The following is a 15357-nucleotide window of genomic DNA, read 5'->3' on the forward strand; positions in this document are numbered from 1 at the left end:
GATACCGTGCTCGAACGAATTAAAGTGTGCTTCACAGAAAGCATTCAAACGCAGATTGCCGCGGCGGAAGCCCTTCCGGACGCGATCTCGCGTGCAGCGATGACGCTGGTTCAGTCGCTGCTCAACGGCAACAAAATCCTCTGTTGTGGCAATGGCACGTCCGCTGCTAACGCACAGCATTTTGCTGCCAGCATGATCAATCGCTTCGAAACCGAGCGCCCGAGTTTACCTGCCATTGCACTAAACACCGATAACGTGGTCTTAACTGCGATTGCCAACGATCGTCTGCATGACGAAATCTACGCCAAGCAGGTGCGCGCCTTAGGCCATGCCGGAGACGTGCTGCTGGCGATCTCCACGCGCGGTAACAGCCGGGATATCGTTAAAGCGGTTGAAGCGGCAGTGACCCGGGATATGACGATTGTCGCCCTGACCGGTTACGACGGCGGAGAGCTGGCTGGCCTGCTGGGGCCGCAGGATGTGGAGATCCGCATTCCTTCGCACCGTAGCGCCCGCATCCAGGAGATGCATATGCTCACGGTGAACTGCTTATGCGATCTGATCGATAACACGCTTTTCCCTCACCAGGATGATTAAGGAGTTCTCATGAAGGTTTTATCGGCCCTTGCAGTCGTGATGTCTGCATTACTGCTTCAGGGATGCATCGCTGCCGCTGTAGTCGGCACCGCAGCGGTCGGCACCAAAGCAGCGACCGATCCGCGCACCGTTGGGACGCAGGTGGATGACGGTACGCTTGAGCTGCGCGTAAACAGTGCGCTGTCGAAAGACGAGCAGATCAAGAAGGAAGCACGCATCAACGTGACGGCTTATCAGGGCAAAGTGCTGCTGGCAGGCCAGGCGCCAAATCCTGAACTCGCCTCGCGCGCCAAACAGATCGCGATGGGTGTGGAAGGCACGGCGGAAGTGTTTAACGAGATCCGCCAGGGCCAGCCGATTGGTCTCGGCACCGCGTCATCTGATACCTGGATCACCACCAAAGTGCGTTCCCAGCTGCTGGGTACCGACCAGGTGAAATCCTCAAACGTGAAAGTGACCACGGAGAACGGCGAAGTATTCCTGCTGGGTCTGGTGACGGAACGTGAAGGGAAAGCGGCGGCGGATATCGCCAGCCGGGTGAGCGGCGTGAAACACGTCACCACCGCCTTTACTTACATTAAGTAATTACCACCTGACTACAGGCCCGGTAAGCGCTAGCGCCGCCGGGCTTTTTTCACACAAGCGCCATACTCCCCACAATAACTCCGCTCAACGCCACCAGCCCCGCAGTCAGCCACAGCGCTTTCGCCGGGAATGACTTACGCAGCATGATAAGCGACGGCAGGCTCACCGCCGGCAGCGTGATGAGCAGCGCCAGCGCCGGTGCGGTCCCCATACCAGCCATCATCATGGTCTGAATAATCGGGATCTCCGCCGCGGTTGGGATCACAAACAGGCACCCGGCCACCGCCATCGCAATCACCCACATCAGCGTGTTGTCGATAGCGCCATCCGCATGCGGGAACAGCCAGACGCGCGCCGCCCCCAGCACCAGTACGGCCAGGATATAGACCGGAATGGTGCTCCAGAAAAGCTGCCACAGCGCTTTGCCCCAGCGAGCAAAGAAACTGCCCTGCGGCTCGCTGACGTCCAGCTCAACGGAGGCAGGCCCGGCCTCGTTGTCTTTCACCAGGTGCTGCACCAGCGTAGCGACAAGCACCACCGTCAGCAGGCCAGCCGCCAGACGGATAAACGCAAAATGCCAGCCGAGAACGAAGCCCATAAACACCAGCGTTGCCGGGTTCAGCAGGGGGTTACCCATCCAGAAGGCAAGCGCGCCGCCCATCGACACACGCTGTCGGCGCATACCCGCCGCCACCGGTGCGGCGCAGCAGGAGCACATCATGCCCGGCAGGGAGAAAATCGTCCCCAGCAGCGTGCCCTGCAAGCGCGGCTGTCCCAGGGTTTTCACCAGCCAGTTACGCGGGATAAGTACCTGAATCAGCGAGCCCAGCAATACGCCCAATACCGCCGCTTTCCAGACGGCAAGAAAATAGACCATGGCGTAATCCCACGCCGCGCGTAGCGGGCTGGAATCGGCCTGCGCGAGAATCGATTTACCGATGCTGTGGGTGTCGGCGGCGGTGAAGGCTTTACCGTAGTACGGCTGCCATTTCACATACCAGAGGCCAATGATGACCACGAGAAAGAAGAGTGCGGGCTTCCACCACTGAACAGGTGTTGCCGCCTGAGATGAAGACTGACCAGTCATACCATTCCCCGGAAGGTGTTATTTAATAAGCCGGGGAAGTTTACGCCTCGCCCTGCGCGATTTCACGCAGTTTTGCCGAAGGGATAATATTAACCCCCTCCTGCGACGGAGCCAGCGCCTCTTTTAGCATCGCCAGCGCGACATCCCGCGCCTCGATGGACTTCCAGTTACCCGGCAGAATGCGAAACAGCGGAGCGAAAAAAGACTCGTTAAAACGACGTTCGTCACGGTGCCCCATCAGCATGGAAGGCCGCGCGATGGTCAGGCGCTCCCATTTCTGCGCGATTAATGCCTCTTCCATTTTGCCCTTCACCTGGTTGTAAAAAAACGGCGAGCCTGCGTTCGCGCCGTGCGCGCTGACCACCAGGAAATGTTTTGCGCCCAGCTTTTTCGCCGTCAGGGCGGTATCCACCACCAGTGTGTAATCCGCATGGACAAAAGCTTCTTTACTACCCGCTTCCCGTCGGGTGGTGCCAAGGCAGCAAAAGGCGATATCAATGGGATCCTGCACCTGCGCCAGCGCGTCGGTGAGCTGTGGATCGTGCGGGTTATAGACGCCGGTGATATCCAACAGCGGGCGACGCGTCGGGGCGGCGATATAATTGATATGCCGATCCTGGATCAGCAGCCGCAGCAGATGTCCACCCACCAGCCCGGTTGCGCCGGTAATCAGTACCTGACTCATCTTATCCCCTTTACAGAATTGTCCGTTTGCGTTCTGGGCCTGCTCTACCACACTTAAAAGTCTGTTACCGGTAAGTATTTACCACAAACGGGAAAAAAACAGTCTGAAGCGAAAACAACGGAGGAAGCATGGGTAAAAAAATCGCAGTCTTGATTACCGACGAGTTTGAAGATTCAGAATTTACGTCGCCAGCAGAGGCATTCCGCAAGGCGGGCCACGAGGTGGTCACCATCGAGAAAGAAGCGGGTAAAACCGTGAAGGGCCATAAGGGCGAAGCCAGCGTGACCATTGACGAATCCATTGATAACGTCAGCCCGTCGGATTTCGACGCCCTGCTGTTACCGGGCGGTCATTCACCGGATTCCCTGCGCGGAGACGAGCGTTTCGTCACCTTTACCCGTGACTTCGTCGGCACCGGTAAACCGGTATTTGCCATTTGCCACGGTCCGCAGCTGCTGATCAGCGCCGAGGTGGTACGCGGGCGTAAGCTCACCGCGGTGAAGCCGATCGTTATCGATCTGAAAAACGCGGGAGCCGAGTTCTACGATCAGGAAGTGGTGAACGATAACGATCAGCTGATCACCAGCCGTACACCGGACGATCTGCCAGCGTTTAACCGTGAAGCGCTACGCCTGCTCGGCGCGTAACCAGTGCAGCTTCTTGCCAAAGCCCAGGGTGTTGTCGGTAAATTTCAGCTCATCAAGGCGGATTTCCCACACCGGGGCTTTTAGCGCCGCGGCCACCGGGAAGCGGCGCGTATAGCGTTTACGTTGCGCGTCGCTCTCCTCACCTTCCAGGCGACGAATTTCGCCTTTAAACTGGACCCCGCGGATCAGCGCAACGGTTTTAGGCTGACCGTTTACCGTGCCCGCCACTTTTGCCCGCTGGCCCGTCATCTGCGCATGCCGCGTTTTATCTTCGCTCATCACGTAAAAGGCCACGCGCTCGGGATCGTAGTAATAAAAGGCATTTGCGCACCACATCTCCTCGTCTTTACAGACGCACCAGGTCACGACATGCTGCTTTGCCAGCCAGCGGTTAATGGCGGCCAGTGTTTCCATTTTCGCTCTCTCTCATGCTATGGTGCGTTCACCTTAACATACTGAATCTGTTTACCGTGTGCTGGTTTCTCTATCTTGTCCGAACCGCTGATAACGCACTCTACACCGGGATCACTACCGATGTGGCACGGCGTTTTTTACAACATCAAACGGGGAAAGGGGCGAAGGCGCTGCGGGGGAAAGGTGAACTTCAGTTAGCGTTTTCAGCCGCCGTGGGCGACAGATCCCTGGCGCTCAGGCTGGAATACTGCATCAAGCAGCTGACGAAGCGCCAGAAAGAGCGTCTCGTCAACGGGGACGTCTCTTTCGAGGCGCTACGCGAAAGCCTGCTTAAAAACGATTGAAATGATCGTGGTACTCCACCAGACCGGTAACGCCGTCGAGCGCATCATCCGCCAGAGGATGCACCAGGAAAGATGTTTCCGTGCCCGGCCAGTGGCAGCGCAGATCGTATCTGGACGCTGGCTTAAAACCTAAACGTTCGTAGAACGCCGGATCGCCCAGAACGACGACAGCGGCATAGCCAAATTCATTCAGTGAATCCAGCCCTTCATAGACCAGCTGGCGAGCCAGGCCCTGGCCACGGTAGTTTTCATCCACCGCCAGCGGCGCCATGCCGACCCACTGTAACTCTTCACCCTGCACAATCACCGGGCTGAAGGCCACGTAGCCGACCACCTGCCCTTCATCGTCGGTGGCAACCAGGCCCAGCGTAATCAGGCCATCTTCGCGAAGATCGTGAACCAGTTGGGCTTCGGCGTCGCCTGCAAAAGAGCGGCGTAACAACGCATCGATACCCGGCGCATCAATCCCAATTTCGACTCGAATCAGCATGGCTCACCTACTGAAGTGTGTTTACTGTCCGGCGGGGTTTTTAGCCCGGCCTCAACGAAATCTGCCATTTGCATCAACATCATACGCAGCGCTTTCGGCATCTGCTCCAGCTCAATGGCATCCATTAAATTTTTGACGTACAGACCGAGCTCCGTGTCGCCTTCAATCACCAGACGACGCTGGAAGAAGAGGGTGTCCGGATCCTGTTTGCGCGCGGCGATCATCAGCAGATCGCTGGCATCCGCGCTAAAGCTGACATCCGCCTCGGCGGTTTCACGGACGATCAGCCGATCGTTCTCAACGGAAGTAAACCAGCGCAACCCGATATCGCGCACTTCAATCTTTAACCAGCGGCCTTCCAGAAACTCCAGCTCACCGTCCTGTAGCGCCTGGCGGAACTGCCAGCTCAGTACCTGTTCCAGCACCTGGCGTTTAAGCGCGAACGGCGCCAGTTTTACCGGCACGCTCAGCATTGATGGACCAAATTGTACGAGACGTGAACGCAGTTTATCCAGCACGAGCTTTACTCCCTGATAGCTATAGTCCTGCTATTTTGCCATATCCCGACAAGAAGATAGCGGCGTAAATCAACAAACCGTTGTCCGGTATACCTCATTATTGGTGCCATCAATACGCCATTAGCTGCCTTAAATCAAAAATTGTCGCGTATGGGTTAATTAAAATCCCAGCTCGTTAACATTTTTTACGATCCCTGCGATCGACAACATCGGGATAAATTATGGAGCTGCTCTGCCCTGCCGGAAACCTTCCGGCGCTTAAGGCGGCCATCGAAAATGGGGCCGATGCGGTCTATATCGGGCTGAAAGATGATACCAACGCCCGCCATTTTGCGGGTCTTAACTTTACGGAGAAAAAGCTTCAGGAAGCCGTTAACTTCGTTCACCAGCACCGGCGCAAACTGCACATCGCCATCAATACCTTTGCCCATCCTGATGGCTATGCCCGCTGGCAGCGCGCCGTGGATATGGCGGCCCAGCTGGGCGCAGATGCGCTGATCCTGGCTGACCTCGCCATGCTTGAGTATGCGGCAGAACGTTATCCGCATATTGAGCGCCACGTCTCTGTTCAGGCATCGGCCACCAATGAAGAGGCCGTGCGTTTTTATCATCGACACTTTGACGTAGCCCGCGTGGTGCTGCCGCGCGTGCTTTCTATTCATCAGGTTAAGCAACTGGCGCGCGTCACGCCAGTGCCGCTGGAGGTTTTTGCCTTCGGCAGCCTGTGCATCATGGCCGAAGGCCGCTGCTATCTTTCTTCCTATCTCACCGGGGAATCGCCAAATACCGTCGGCGCCTGCTCGCCTGCCCGCTTCGTTCGCTGGCAGCAAACGCCGCAGGGACTGGAGTCGCGCCTGAATGACGTGTTAATTGACCGCTATCAGGACGGTGAAAACGCGGGGTATCCGACACTGTGTAAGGGCCGCTATCTGGTGGACGGCGAGCGCTACCACGCGCTGGAGGAGCCCACCAGCCTCAACACGCTGGAATTGCTGCCGGAACTGCTGGCCGCCAATATTGCCTCGGTGAAAATCGAAGGCCGCCAGCGCAGCCCGGCCTACGTGAGCCAGGTGGCGAAGGTGTGGCGTCAGGCCATCGACCGCTGCATGGCGGACCCGCAAAACTATGCTCCACAAGCGGCCTGGATGGAGACGCTCGGCGCGATGTCTGAAGGCACCCAAACTACGCTCGGCGCGTACCACCGTAAATGGCAGTGAGATAATCATGAAATATTCATTAGGGCCGGTGCTTTACTACTGGCCAAAAGAGACGCTGGAAGATTTTTACCAGCAGGCGGCTAACAGCAGCGCCGATGTGATTTACCTCGGCGAAGCGGTGTGCAGCAAGCGCCGCGCCACCAAAGTGGGCGACTGGCTGGATATGGCGAAAAACCTGGCCGGCAGCGGCAAGCAGGTGGTGCTCTCGACGCTGGCGCTGGTGCAGGCGTCCTCTGAACTGGGCGAGCTGAAGCGCTACGTCGAAAACGGTGAGTTCCTGCTGGAGGCGAGCGACCTGGGCGTGGTAAACCTGTGTGCCGAGCGTAAGCTGCCGTTTGTCGCCGGACATGCGCTGAACTGCTATAACGCGGTGACCCTGCGCCTGTTGCTCAAACAGGGGATGACCCGCTGGTGCATGCCGGTTGAGCTCTCCCGCGACTGGCTGGCCAACCTGCTGAATCAGTGCGAAGAGCTGGGCATTCGCAACAAGTTTGAAGTGGAAGTCCTGAGCTATGGGCATCTGCCGCTGGCCTACTCTGCCCGCTGCTTCACCGCACGTTCCGAAGATCGCCCGAAAGACGAGTGCGAAACCTGCTGCATTAAGTACCCGAACGGCCGCAGTATGCTGTCGCAGGAGAACCAGCAGGTGTTTGTCCTCAACGGCATTCAGACCATGAGCGGTTACGTCTATAACCTCGGCAACGAACTGGCGTCAATGCACGGGCTGGTGGATATGGTGCGTCTTTCGCCGCTTGATACCGGTGTTTTCGCCATGCTGGACGCCTTCCGCGCCAATGAAAACGGCGCCTCGCCGCTACCGTTGACCGCAAACAGCGACTGCAACGGTTACTGGCGACGTCTCGCCGGGCTGGAATTGCAGGCGTAAAAAAGGCTCACTTTGTTAACAACGGTTATCATTTTTTAATGCAGTATTAAAGATTGACCGTCGACAAAGTGAGCTGTTATGACTGACAAAACCATTCCGTTTTCGGTGCTGGATCTGGCGCCGATCCCACAAGGCTCCTCGGCCAGAGAAGCCTTCACGCACTCTCTCGATCTTGCTCAGCTTGCCGAAAAGCGCGGCTATCACCGCTACTGGCTGGCGGAGCACCACAATATGGTGGGCATCGCCAGCGCCGCCACCTCGGTGCTGATTGGCTATCTGGCGGCGAATACCACCACTCTGCACCTTGGCTCCGGCGGCGTGATGCTGCCGAACCACGCCCCGCTGGTGATTGCCGAGCAGTTCGGGACGCTGAATACCCTTTATCCGGGCCGTATTGATCTAGGGCTTGGCCGCGCGCCGGGCAGCGACCAGCCGACCATGCGCGCCCTGCGTCGCCATATGAGCGGCGATATCGATAACTTCCCGCGCGATGTGGCCGAGCTGGTGGACTGGTTTGACGCGCGGGATCCGAACCCGCACGTGCGTCCTGTGCCGGGGTACGGGGAAAAGATCCCGGTATGGCTGTTAGGCTCAAGCCTGTACAGCGCGCAGCTCGCCGCTCAGCTGGGGCTGCCGTTCGCGTTCGCTTCCCACTTCGCACCGGATATGCTGCATCAGGCACTGCATCTTTATCGTACGCACTTCAAACCGTCTGAACGTCTGGAGAAGCCGTATGCGATGGTGTGTATCAATATCATTGCCGCCGACAGCAACCGCGACGCGGAATTCCTGTTTACCTCTATGCAGCAGGCGTTTGTGAAGCTGCGTCGCGGCGAGACGGGCCAGCTGCCGCCGCCGGTAGAGAATATACATCAGCTGTGGTCGGCCTCCGAGCAGTATGGCGTGCAGCAGGCTCTGAGTATGTCGCTGGTGGGTGATAAGGCGAAAGTGCGTCACGGGCTGGAGGCGGTGCTGCGTGAAACGCAGGCGGATGAGATTATGGTTAACGGCCAGATTTTCGATCACCAGGCGCGTCTGCATTCGTTTGATTTAGCGATGCAGGTGAAAGAGGAGTTGGTGGGGTAGTTTTTTGCTTTGCCCGGTGGCTTCGCTTACCGGGCCTACATTCTTTTCTCCCTCTCCCATGGGGAGAGGGCCGGGGTGAGGGGTTCAGACCGCACGTTTTACTGATACACAGGCAACAGATTAAAACTCGACAGCACGTGCACCACCGCGTTGCCGATACCAAATACCAGAATCAGCGCAATCATCGGTTTTCCGCCCCAGACGCGGAATTTCGGGCTGCCGAAGCGCTTACGTGATTTGCGCGCCAGCAGCGCCGGTACAATCGCCGCCCAGATGGTGGCCGCCAGTCCCGCATAGCCGATGGCGTACAGGAAACCGTTCGGCCACAGCAGGCCGCCCACAATCGGTGGCAGGAAGGTCAACAGCGCGGTTTTGAAGCGCCCCATCGCAGAGTCATCAAAACCAAACAGATCCGCCAGGTAGTCAAACAGGCCCAGCGTCACGCCGAGGAATGAGCTCGCCACCGCAAAGTTAGAGAAGACCACCAGAAGCAGATCCAGGCTGCGGCTGTTCAGCACGCCGCTCAGCGCCTGTACCAGCACATCAATGTTACCGCCCTTCTGCGCAATGCCGATAAATTCCGGACGCGGGATGTTACCCATCGTCCCCAGCAGCCAGATCACATACAGCCCCAGCGCCAGCAGCGTGCCGTAAACCAGGCATTTCACGATGGTGCGCGGATCCTTGCCGTAGTATTTCATCAGGCTCGGTACGTTGCCGTGGTAGCCGAACGACGCCAGACAGAATGGCAGCGTCATCAGCAGGTACGGCGTGTAGGAGGTGTTCACTTCCGCAACGTTAAACAGCGTGGCCGGCGTGACGTGCCCCAGCAGGCTGCCGAAGGTCAGAAAGAAGGTGATGACCTTTGCGCCCAGCACGATCGCCGTCATGCGGCTGACCGCTTTGGTGCTCATCCAGACGATAAACGCCACGCCCAGCGCGAAGCAGAGACCCGCCAGACGCGCCGGAACGTTCAGCGACATCTCTGAGAAGGTGTGATGCAGAATCGACCCGCTCGCTGAAATGTACGCGTAGGTCAGGATATAGAGTACAAACGCGATGGACAGCCCGTTCACCAGGTTCCAGCCTTTGCCCAACAGATCCCGGGTGATGGTGTCGAAGCTGGAGCCAATGCGGTAGTTCAGGTTTGCTTCAAGGATCATCAGCCCGGAATGGAGCATGCAGAACCAGGTGAAAACCAGCGCCGCCAGCGACCAGAAGAACCACGCACCGGACATGACCACAGGCAGGGAAAACATCCCGGCACCAATGATGGTTCCGCCGATGATCACCACGCCGCCAAGCAGCGAAGGTGACGTTTGGGTGGTGGTTAGTGTTGCCATGCGGCCTTATCTCCAGTGAAAAATGTGGTTCTGCTTTTAGTGTGTTGCACTGTACCAGTACAAGAGTACAAAGGGAATAAAAAAAAGCCCCGATAGCAACTATCGGGGCTGTATATTTTACTTTACGTCAGAAGCGAAAGGCTTACGCGTCACCGAAACGACGACGGCTGGCGCCTTCTTCACGGCGTGGACCACGGTTTTCGCGGCGCTCACCGGAGAAACGACGGCCTTCACCACCGCGACCTTCGCTGCGACCGCCTTCACGACGCTCGCCACCGAAACCGCGACCACCGCCACGACGTTCGCCGCCACGGTCAGGACGTGGCTGTGCATCGCCCAGCAGCTGCATGTTCATCGGCTTGTTCAGGATGCGGGTGCGAGTAAAGTGTTGCAGCACTTCGCCCGGCATGCCTTTTGGCAGCTCGATGGTGGAGTGGGAACCGAACAGCTTGATGTTACCGATGTAACGGCTGCTGATGTCGCCTTCGTTAGCGATCGCGCCAACGATGTGACGAACTTCAACACCATCATCACGGCCCACTTCAATGCGATACAGTTCCATTTCGCCAGCGTCACGACGCTCGCGACGTGGACGGTCTTCACCACCACGCTCTGGACGGTCACCGCGTGGACCACGGTCGTTACGGTCGCCACGACGTTCGAAACGATCGTCACGGTCACGGAACTCACGCTTAGGACGCATCGGCGCATCAGGTGGCACGATCAGGCTACGTTCGCCCTGCGCCATTTTCAGCAGTGCTGCGGCCAGGGTTTCCATGTCCAGCTCTTCGCCTTCAGCGACAGGCTGGATCTGGGACAGCAGCGCACGGTACTGATCCAGATCGCTGCTTTCCAGCTGCTGCTGTACTTTCGCGGCGAATTTTTCCAGACGGCGTTTGCCCAGCAGTTCTGCGTTTGGCAGCTCGGCTTCTGGAATGGTCAGCTTCATGGTGCGTTCAATGTTACGCAGCAGACGACGCTCGCGGTTCTCAACGAACAGCAGCGCACGGCCTGCACGACCCGCACGACCGGTACGGCCGATACGGTGAACGTAAGACTCGGAGTCCATTGGGATATCGTAGTTTACAACCAGGCTGATACGCTCAACGTCCAGGCCACGTGCTGCCACGTCGGTTGCAATCAGGATATCCAGACGACCGTCTTTCAGACGCTCCAGAGTCTGCTCACGCAGGGCCTGGTTCATGTCGCCGTTCAGCGCTGCGCTGTTGTAGCCGCTACGCTCCAGGGCTTCAGCCACTTCCAGGGTCGCGTTTTTGGTACGAACGAAGATGATCGCCGCATCAAAATCTTCCGCTTCCAGGAAACGTACCAGCGCTTCGTTTTTGCGCATGCCGTACACAGACCAGTAGCTCTGGCTGATGTCCGGGCGAGTGGTCACGCTGGACTGAATACGCACTTCCTGCGGCTCTTTCATGAAGCGGCGGGTAATGCGACGGATCGCTTCTGGCATAGTTGCAGAGAACAGAGCGGTCTGATGACCTTCCGGGATCTGCGCCATGATGGTTTCTACGTCTTCGATGAAGCCCATACGCAGCATTTCATCGGCTTCGTCCAGTACCAGACCGCTCAGTTTAGAGAGGTCCAGGGTACCGCGCTTCAGGTGATCCAGCAGACGGCCCGGCGTACCGACAACAATCTGTGGACCCTGGCGCAGGGCGCGTAACTGCACGTCATAACGCTGGCCGCCGTACAGGGCTACCACGTTTACGCCGCGCATATGTTTAGAGAATTCCGTCATGGCTTCAGCAACCTGAACAGCCAGTTCACGGGTTGGAGCCAGGACGAGGATCTGCGGCGCGCGCAGGTCCGGATCAATGTTGTTCAGCAGCGGCAGCGAGAATGCTGCGGTTTTACCGCTACCAGTCTGGGCCATGCCCAGCACGTCACGACCAGAAAGCAGGTGTGGGATACACTCAGCCTGGATCGGAGATGGTTTTTCGTAACCCAGATCGTTAAGGGCTTCAAGGATAGGAGCCTTCAGGCCCAGATCTGCAAAAGTGGTTTCGAATTCAGCCATGTAGTACAAGTGCCTCGATATTAATGGCGGCCAGTCTACTTAGCTCATCGTGAAAATGATTAGCAATTTTCATTGAAAAGTGTGAACCGGCTCAAATTAGGTGTATTGACGAACAACAACGCCCTCACCAGTGAAGGTGATGGCAATCAAAAGATTACGGGCTGATGTTTATGTCGTCAGCTATTGCTGGTCCGATTCTGCCAGGTCGTCTTGCTCCTGGCCCAAGAGCGATAATTCCAACAATGCATAACGGTGCTCAACGAAGTTATGTACGTTGTTAGCAACCGCTAATTTGAACAGTGCCGTAGCGCTGTCCATATCCCCCAGACTTAGGTAGTACTTACCTAAATAGAAGTTGGTTTCACTGAGATGCTCAGCGAGCGAGGTGTTATCCGTTGCGTCCGCCTTGAGGCGTTCCATCAGCGTTGCTTCGCTAATGTTGCCCAGGTAGAACTCGACAATGTTCCATCCCCACTGTTCCTTGTCCGATTTCTCGAAGCGCTGTTTCAGTGCTTCTTTGGCCTGCTTCTCATCGAGCTTCTGCTCAACGATGTAAAGCCACAGGCTGCGGAAAGGATCATTAGGATCGTCTTGATAAAACGCCAGCAGATCATCTTGCGCTAACTTATCACGACCGCCGTAATACAATGCGATACCGCGATTCAAGTGCGCGTAGTTGTAAGTTGGATCAAGCTCAAGTACAGAATCAAACGCTTCATAGGCAGCATCAAAATTGCCTGCCTGCGTTAAATAAATGCCTAAGTAATTGAATACTTCAGGCATATCAGGTCGAATCGCCAGCGCTTGTGAAAAATCATTTCGCGCCAGTGCCCTCAGACCGAGACTATCATACAACACTCCGCGCTCATATAAAAGCTGTGCGCGTTCGTCATCGGTTAAAGCCCGACTGGCAAGTATTTGTTCCATGCGTGCCAGAATGACTTCCTGCTGCAAAGTCGGTTGCAATGGCACTGCGAGGACTTCGCTCTTACGCCAGGCAGAGTTGCTGCATCCTGCCAGCGTTAAAGCTGTCGCAACGAAACACCAGCGCAAAAAAGGCTTCATTTCCCACTCCCGAAGACAACTATTGGATGAACGTCCTGTCCCCCGGCGGCTTAACAAGGCGTCCTGCCTGATAATAAGCCCTCCACCTGCGCGGAGGGCAAATGGCAACCTTACTCGCCTTGCTGTTCAGCAGCCGGAGCTTCCGGCGCCGCAGCAGGCTGAGACTGCTCGGTTGCTTCTTTAATGCTCAGACGGATACGGCCCTGGCGGTCAACTTCCAGAACTTTCACCGGTACTTCCTGACCCATTTGCAGGTAATCGGTCACTTTCTCAACGCGCTTGTCAGCGATCTGAGAGATGTGTACCAGACCTTCTTTACCGCCACCGATGGCAACGAATGCGCCAAAGTCAACGATACGGGTCACTTTACCATTGTAGATACGGCCCACTTCGATTTCTGCCGTGATCTCTTCGATACGACGGATAGCGTATTTCGCTTTCTCGCCGTCGGTTGCTGCGATTTTCACAGTACCGTCATCTTCGATTTCGATGGTGGTGCCCGTTTCTTCGGTCAGTGCACGGATAACAGAACCGCCCTTACCGATAACATCTTTGATCTTGTCTGGATTGATCTTGATGGTGTGGATACGTGGAGCGAACTGAGAAATATCACCACGCGGCGCATTAATCGCCTGTTCCATCACGCCCAGGATGTGCAGACGCGCACCTTTAGCCTGGTTCAGAGCAACCTGCATGATCTCTTTGGTGATACCTTCAATTTTGATATCCATCTGCAAGGCAGAGATACCGTCACGGGAACCCGCTACTTTGAAGTCCATATCGCCCAGGTGGTCTTCGTCGCCCAGAATGTCAGACAGAACAACGTAGTTGTCGCCCTCTTTCACCAGACCCATTGCGATACCTGCAACGGCGGCTTTAATTGGCACGCCTGCATCCATCAGCGCCAGAGAGGCACCACACACGGAAGCCATAGAAGAGGAACCGTTGGATTCGGTGATTTCAGACACCACACGTACGGTGTACGGGAATTTGTCTGCTTCTGGCATCACTGCCAGCACGCCGCGCTTCGCCAGACGACCGTGACCAATTTCACGACGCTTCGGTGAGCCAACCATACCGGTTTCGCCCACAGAGTACGGAGGGAAGTTGTAGTGGAACAGGAAGCTGTCAGTACGCTCGCCCATCAGTTCGTCGATGATCTGTGCGTCACGTGCGGTACCCAGGGTCGCGGTTACCAGCGCCTGCGTTTCACCACGGGTGAACAGCGCAGAACCGTGAGTACGTGGCAGTACGCCAGTACGCACGTCCAGACCACGGATCATGTCTTTTTCACGGCCATCGATACGCGGCTCGCCTGCCAGGACGCGGCTACGAACAACGTTTTTCTCGATGGCGTGCAGGATTTCGCCAATCTCGTTAGCGTCCAGCGTTTCGTCTTCGGCAACCAGGGTCGCGGTCACTTCAGATTTGATCACATCAACCTGAGCATAGCGCTCCTGTTTGTCGGTGATGCGGTATGCGTCGCTCAGACGAGATTCTGCCAGTGCAGCAACGCGTGCGTTCAGCGCCTCGTTCACCGCTTCTGGCTGCCAGTCCCAACGTGGTTTACCGGCTTCTTTCACCAGGTCGTTGATGTTCTGGATAACGATCTGCTGCTGCTCGTGGCCAAATACCACAGCGCCCAGCATCTGATCTTCGCTCAGCAGTTCAGCTTCGGATTCAACCATCAGAACCGCGGCTTCAGTACCGGCAACAACCAGGTCCAGCTTACTCTCTTTCAGCTCTTCCTGAGTTGGGTTCAGTACGTACTGGTCGTTGATGTAGCCAACGCGCGCGGAACCGATTGGGCCATTGAATGGAATACCAGACAGTGACAGGGCCGCAGATGCGCCGATCATAGCAACGATGTCCGGGTTAACCTGTGGGTTAACGGAAACAACGGTCGCAATAACCTGAACTTCGTTTACGAAGCCTTCCGGGAACAGCGGACGAACCGGGCGGTCAATCAGACGCGCGATCAGGGTTTCGCCTTCGCTTGGACGGCCTTCACGACGGAAGAAGCCACCCGGGATTTTACCGGCAGCGTAGGTACGCTCCTGGTAGTTAACGGTCAGTGGGAAGAAGTCCTGACCTGGTTTAGCTTTTTTCTGGCCAACTACGGTAACGAATACAGCGGTGTCATCCATGCTTACCATAACGGCAGCAGTAGCCTGACGCGCCATCATGCCGGTTTCCAGCGTGACGGTATGCTGACCATACTGGAATTTACGAACGATCGGATTCAGCAAAATTCTGTCCTTTCTTAAATGTTTGAAAGCACACCTCAGGTGTGCTGACGATTTAACCCGACCTTCTTCGCATCCTCGCGACTAATGACAACCGACACCCCCATGG

The 15357-nt window shown here is 56.6% G+C and carries 17 protein-coding genes; 7 read left to right on the forward strand and 10 right to left on the reverse strand.

What is annotated here, in order from left to right; translation table 11 throughout:
* Window positions 1–6: 6 nt before the first annotated feature.
* Window positions 7–597, forward strand: coding sequence for a DnaA initiator-associating protein DiaA (gene diaA / locus KTH07_RS17655; protein WP_003861754.1), 591 nt, complete (start codon window positions 7–9; stop codon window positions 595–597).
* A gap of 9 nt (window positions 598–606) precedes the next feature.
* The gene (gene dolP, locus KTH07_RS17660) at window positions 607–1182 is read left to right on the forward strand and encodes a division/outer membrane stress-associated lipid-binding lipoprotein (RefSeq protein ID WP_006812102.1); all 576 of its coding nucleotides are present in this window, start codon (window positions 607–609) and stop codon (window positions 1180–1182) included.
* A gap of 49 nt (window positions 1183–1231) precedes the next feature.
* Here dolP and KTH07_RS17665 read toward each other — a convergent pair whose 3' ends face one another.
* Both KTH07_RS17665 and KTH07_RS17670 read right to left on the reverse strand, forming a co-directional pair.
* On the reverse strand, window positions 1232–2269 hold the full coding sequence (locus KTH07_RS17665; protein WP_023295492.1) for a permease: 1038 nt from the start codon (window positions 2267–2269) through the stop codon (window positions 1232–1234).
* 40 nt (window positions 2270–2309) lie between these two features.
* On the reverse strand, window positions 2310–2954 hold the full coding sequence (locus KTH07_RS17670) for an NAD(P)H-binding protein (protein WP_023304489.1): 645 nt from the start codon (window positions 2952–2954) through the stop codon (window positions 2310–2312).
* 128 nt (window positions 2955–3082) lie between these two features.
* Here KTH07_RS17670 and KTH07_RS17675 point away from each other — a divergent pair, with 128 nt between their 5' ends.
* Window positions 3083–3601 (forward strand): type 1 glutamine amidotransferase domain-containing protein, encoded by a 519-nt coding sequence (locus tag KTH07_RS17675; protein ID WP_015571965.1) that lies wholly within the window; start codon window positions 3083–3085, stop codon window positions 3599–3601.
* Here KTH07_RS17675 and KTH07_RS17680 read toward each other — a convergent pair.
* Complete coding sequence (locus KTH07_RS17680) at window positions 3581–4015, reverse strand: YhbP family protein (RefSeq protein ID WP_015571966.1); 435 nt, start codon at window positions 4013–4015, stop codon at window positions 3581–3583. The two genes, KTH07_RS17675 and KTH07_RS17680, sit on opposite strands and share 21 nt — an antisense overlap.
* Window positions 4016–4029: 14 nt before the next feature.
* Between KTH07_RS17680 and KTH07_RS17685 the strand changes: the two genes are divergently transcribed.
* Window positions 4030–4359 carry a GIY-YIG nuclease family protein gene (locus tag KTH07_RS17685; RefSeq protein ID WP_015571967.1) on the forward strand — a complete coding sequence of 110 codons (330 nt, stop codon included), beginning with the start codon at window positions 4030–4032 and terminating at the stop codon, window positions 4357–4359.
* Here the strand turns inward: KTH07_RS17685 and KTH07_RS17690 are convergent.
* Window positions 4346–4849 carry a GNAT family N-acetyltransferase gene (locus KTH07_RS17690; RefSeq protein WP_015571968.1) on the reverse strand — a complete coding sequence of 168 codons (504 nt, stop codon included), beginning with the start codon at window positions 4847–4849 and terminating at the stop codon, window positions 4346–4348. The genes KTH07_RS17685 and KTH07_RS17690 overlap by 14 nt on opposite strands.
* Window positions 4843–5367 (reverse strand): SCP2 domain-containing protein, encoded by a 525-nt coding sequence (locus KTH07_RS17695; RefSeq protein ID WP_003861771.1) that lies wholly within the window; start codon window positions 5365–5367, stop codon window positions 4843–4845. The genes KTH07_RS17690 and KTH07_RS17695 overlap by 7 nt, the downstream gene beginning before the upstream one ends.
* A gap of 221 nt (window positions 5368–5588) precedes the next feature.
* On the opposite strand from KTH07_RS17695, the gene KTH07_RS17700 reads away from it, so the two are divergent.
* The 3 genes from KTH07_RS17700 (at window position 5589) to KTH07_RS17710 (ending at window position 8556) form a co-directional block, all read left to right on the forward strand.
* On the forward strand, window positions 5589–6584 hold the full coding sequence (locus tag KTH07_RS17700; RefSeq protein WP_003861773.1) for a peptidase U32 family protein: 996 nt from the start codon (window positions 5589–5591) through the stop codon (window positions 6582–6584).
* A gap of 7 nt (window positions 6585–6591) precedes the next feature.
* Window positions 6592–7470: a U32 family peptidase gene (locus KTH07_RS17705; RefSeq protein ID WP_015571970.1), complete on the forward strand. Its 879-nt coding sequence runs from the start codon at window positions 6592–6594 to the stop codon at window positions 7468–7470.
* A gap of 78 nt (window positions 7471–7548) precedes the next feature.
* Window positions 7549–8556, forward strand: a complete 1008-nt coding sequence (locus KTH07_RS17710; RefSeq protein WP_017382451.1) for an LLM class flavin-dependent oxidoreductase — start codon at window positions 7549–7551, stop codon at window positions 8554–8556.
* Between the two features lie 98 nt (window positions 8557–8654).
* On the opposite strand, the gene mtr is transcribed toward KTH07_RS17710, so the two are convergent.
* The 5 genes from mtr to pnp all read right to left on the reverse strand — a co-directional run bounded on the left by mtr (window position 8655) and on the right by pnp (window position 15251).
* Window positions 8655–9899 (reverse strand): tryptophan permease, encoded by a 1245-nt coding sequence (gene mtr, locus KTH07_RS17715; protein ID WP_006812114.1) that lies wholly within the window; start codon window positions 9897–9899, stop codon window positions 8655–8657.
* A gap of 142 nt (window positions 9900–10041) precedes the next feature.
* Window positions 10042–11937, reverse strand: a complete 1896-nt coding sequence (locus KTH07_RS17720; RefSeq protein WP_003861780.1) for a DEAD/DEAH family ATP-dependent RNA helicase — start codon at window positions 11935–11937, stop codon at window positions 10042–10044.
* The gene (gene yrbN / locus KTH07_RS17725; protein ID WP_097397692.1) at window positions 11930–12010 is read right to left on the reverse strand and encodes a protein YrbN; all 81 of its coding nucleotides are present in this window, start codon (window positions 12008–12010) and stop codon (window positions 11930–11932) included. The genes KTH07_RS17720 and yrbN overlap by 8 nt, the downstream gene beginning before the upstream one ends.
* A gap of 107 nt (window positions 12011–12117) precedes the next feature.
* Window positions 12118–13002 carry a lipoprotein NlpI gene (nlpI, locus tag KTH07_RS17730; RefSeq protein WP_003861782.1) on the reverse strand — a complete coding sequence of 295 codons (885 nt, stop codon included), beginning with the start codon at window positions 13000–13002 and terminating at the stop codon, window positions 12118–12120.
* A gap of 110 nt (window positions 13003–13112) precedes the next feature.
* Window positions 13113–15251 carry a polyribonucleotide nucleotidyltransferase gene (pnp, locus tag KTH07_RS17735; protein ID WP_017693919.1) on the reverse strand — a complete coding sequence of 713 codons (2139 nt, stop codon included), beginning with the start codon at window positions 15249–15251 and terminating at the stop codon, window positions 13113–13115.
* Between the last annotated feature and the right edge of the window lie 106 nt (window positions 15252–15357).

It is taken from the genome of Enterobacter cloacae complex sp. ECL72 (assembly GCF_019056635.1).
Taxonomy (GTDB): Bacteria; Pseudomonadota; Gammaproteobacteria; order Enterobacterales; family Enterobacteriaceae; genus Enterobacter; species Enterobacter hormaechei_C.

What these genes read in the sequence shown, in the direction of transcription:
- dolP (WP_006812102.1), top strand. Translation starts at nt 607, where the DNA reads ATGAAGGTTTTATCGGCCCTTGCAGTCGTGATGTCTGCATTACTGCTT.
- KTH07_RS17665 (WP_023295492.1), bottom strand. Translation starts at nt 2,269, where the DNA reads ATGACTGGTCAGTCTTCATCTCAGGCGGCAACACCTGTTCAGTGGTGG.
- KTH07_RS17670 (WP_023304489.1), bottom strand. Translation starts at nt 2,954, where the DNA reads ATGAGTCAGGTACTGATTACCGGCGCAACCGGGCTGGTGGGTGGACAT.
- KTH07_RS17675 (WP_015571965.1), top strand. Translation starts at nt 3,083, where the DNA reads ATGGGTAAAAAAATCGCAGTCTTGATTACCGACGAGTTTGAAGATTCA.
- KTH07_RS17680 (WP_015571966.1), bottom strand. Translation starts at nt 4,015, where the DNA reads ATGGAAACACTGGCCGCCATTAACCGCTGGCTGGCAAAGCAGCATGTC.
- KTH07_RS17685 (WP_015571967.1), top strand. Translation starts at nt 4,030, where the DNA reads ATGCTATGGTGCGTTCACCTTAACATACTGAATCTGTTTACCGTGTGC.
- KTH07_RS17690 (WP_015571968.1), bottom strand. Translation starts at nt 4,849, where the DNA reads ATGCTGATTCGAGTCGAAATTGGGATTGATGCGCCGGGTATCGATGCG.
- KTH07_RS17700 (WP_003861773.1), top strand. Translation starts at nt 5,589, where the DNA reads ATGGAGCTGCTCTGCCCTGCCGGAAACCTTCCGGCGCTTAAGGCGGCC.
- KTH07_RS17705 (WP_015571970.1), top strand. Translation starts at nt 6,592, where the DNA reads ATGAAATATTCATTAGGGCCGGTGCTTTACTACTGGCCAAAAGAGACG.
- KTH07_RS17710 (WP_017382451.1), top strand. Translation starts at nt 7,549, where the DNA reads ATGACTGACAAAACCATTCCGTTTTCGGTGCTGGATCTGGCGCCGATC.
- mtr (WP_006812114.1), bottom strand. Translation starts at nt 9,899, where the DNA reads ATGGCAACACTAACCACCACCCAAACGTCACCTTCGCTGCTTGGCGGC.
- KTH07_RS17720 (WP_003861780.1), bottom strand. Translation starts at nt 11,937, where the DNA reads ATGGCTGAATTCGAAACCACTTTTGCAGATCTGGGCCTGAAGGCTCCT.
- yrbN (WP_097397692.1), bottom strand. Translation starts at nt 12,010, where the DNA reads ATGAAAATTGCTAATCATTTTCACGATGAGCTAAGTAGACTGGCCGCC.
- nlpI (WP_003861782.1), bottom strand. Translation starts at nt 13,002, where the DNA reads ATGAAGCCTTTTTTGCGCTGGTGTTTCGTTGCGACAGCTTTAACGCTG.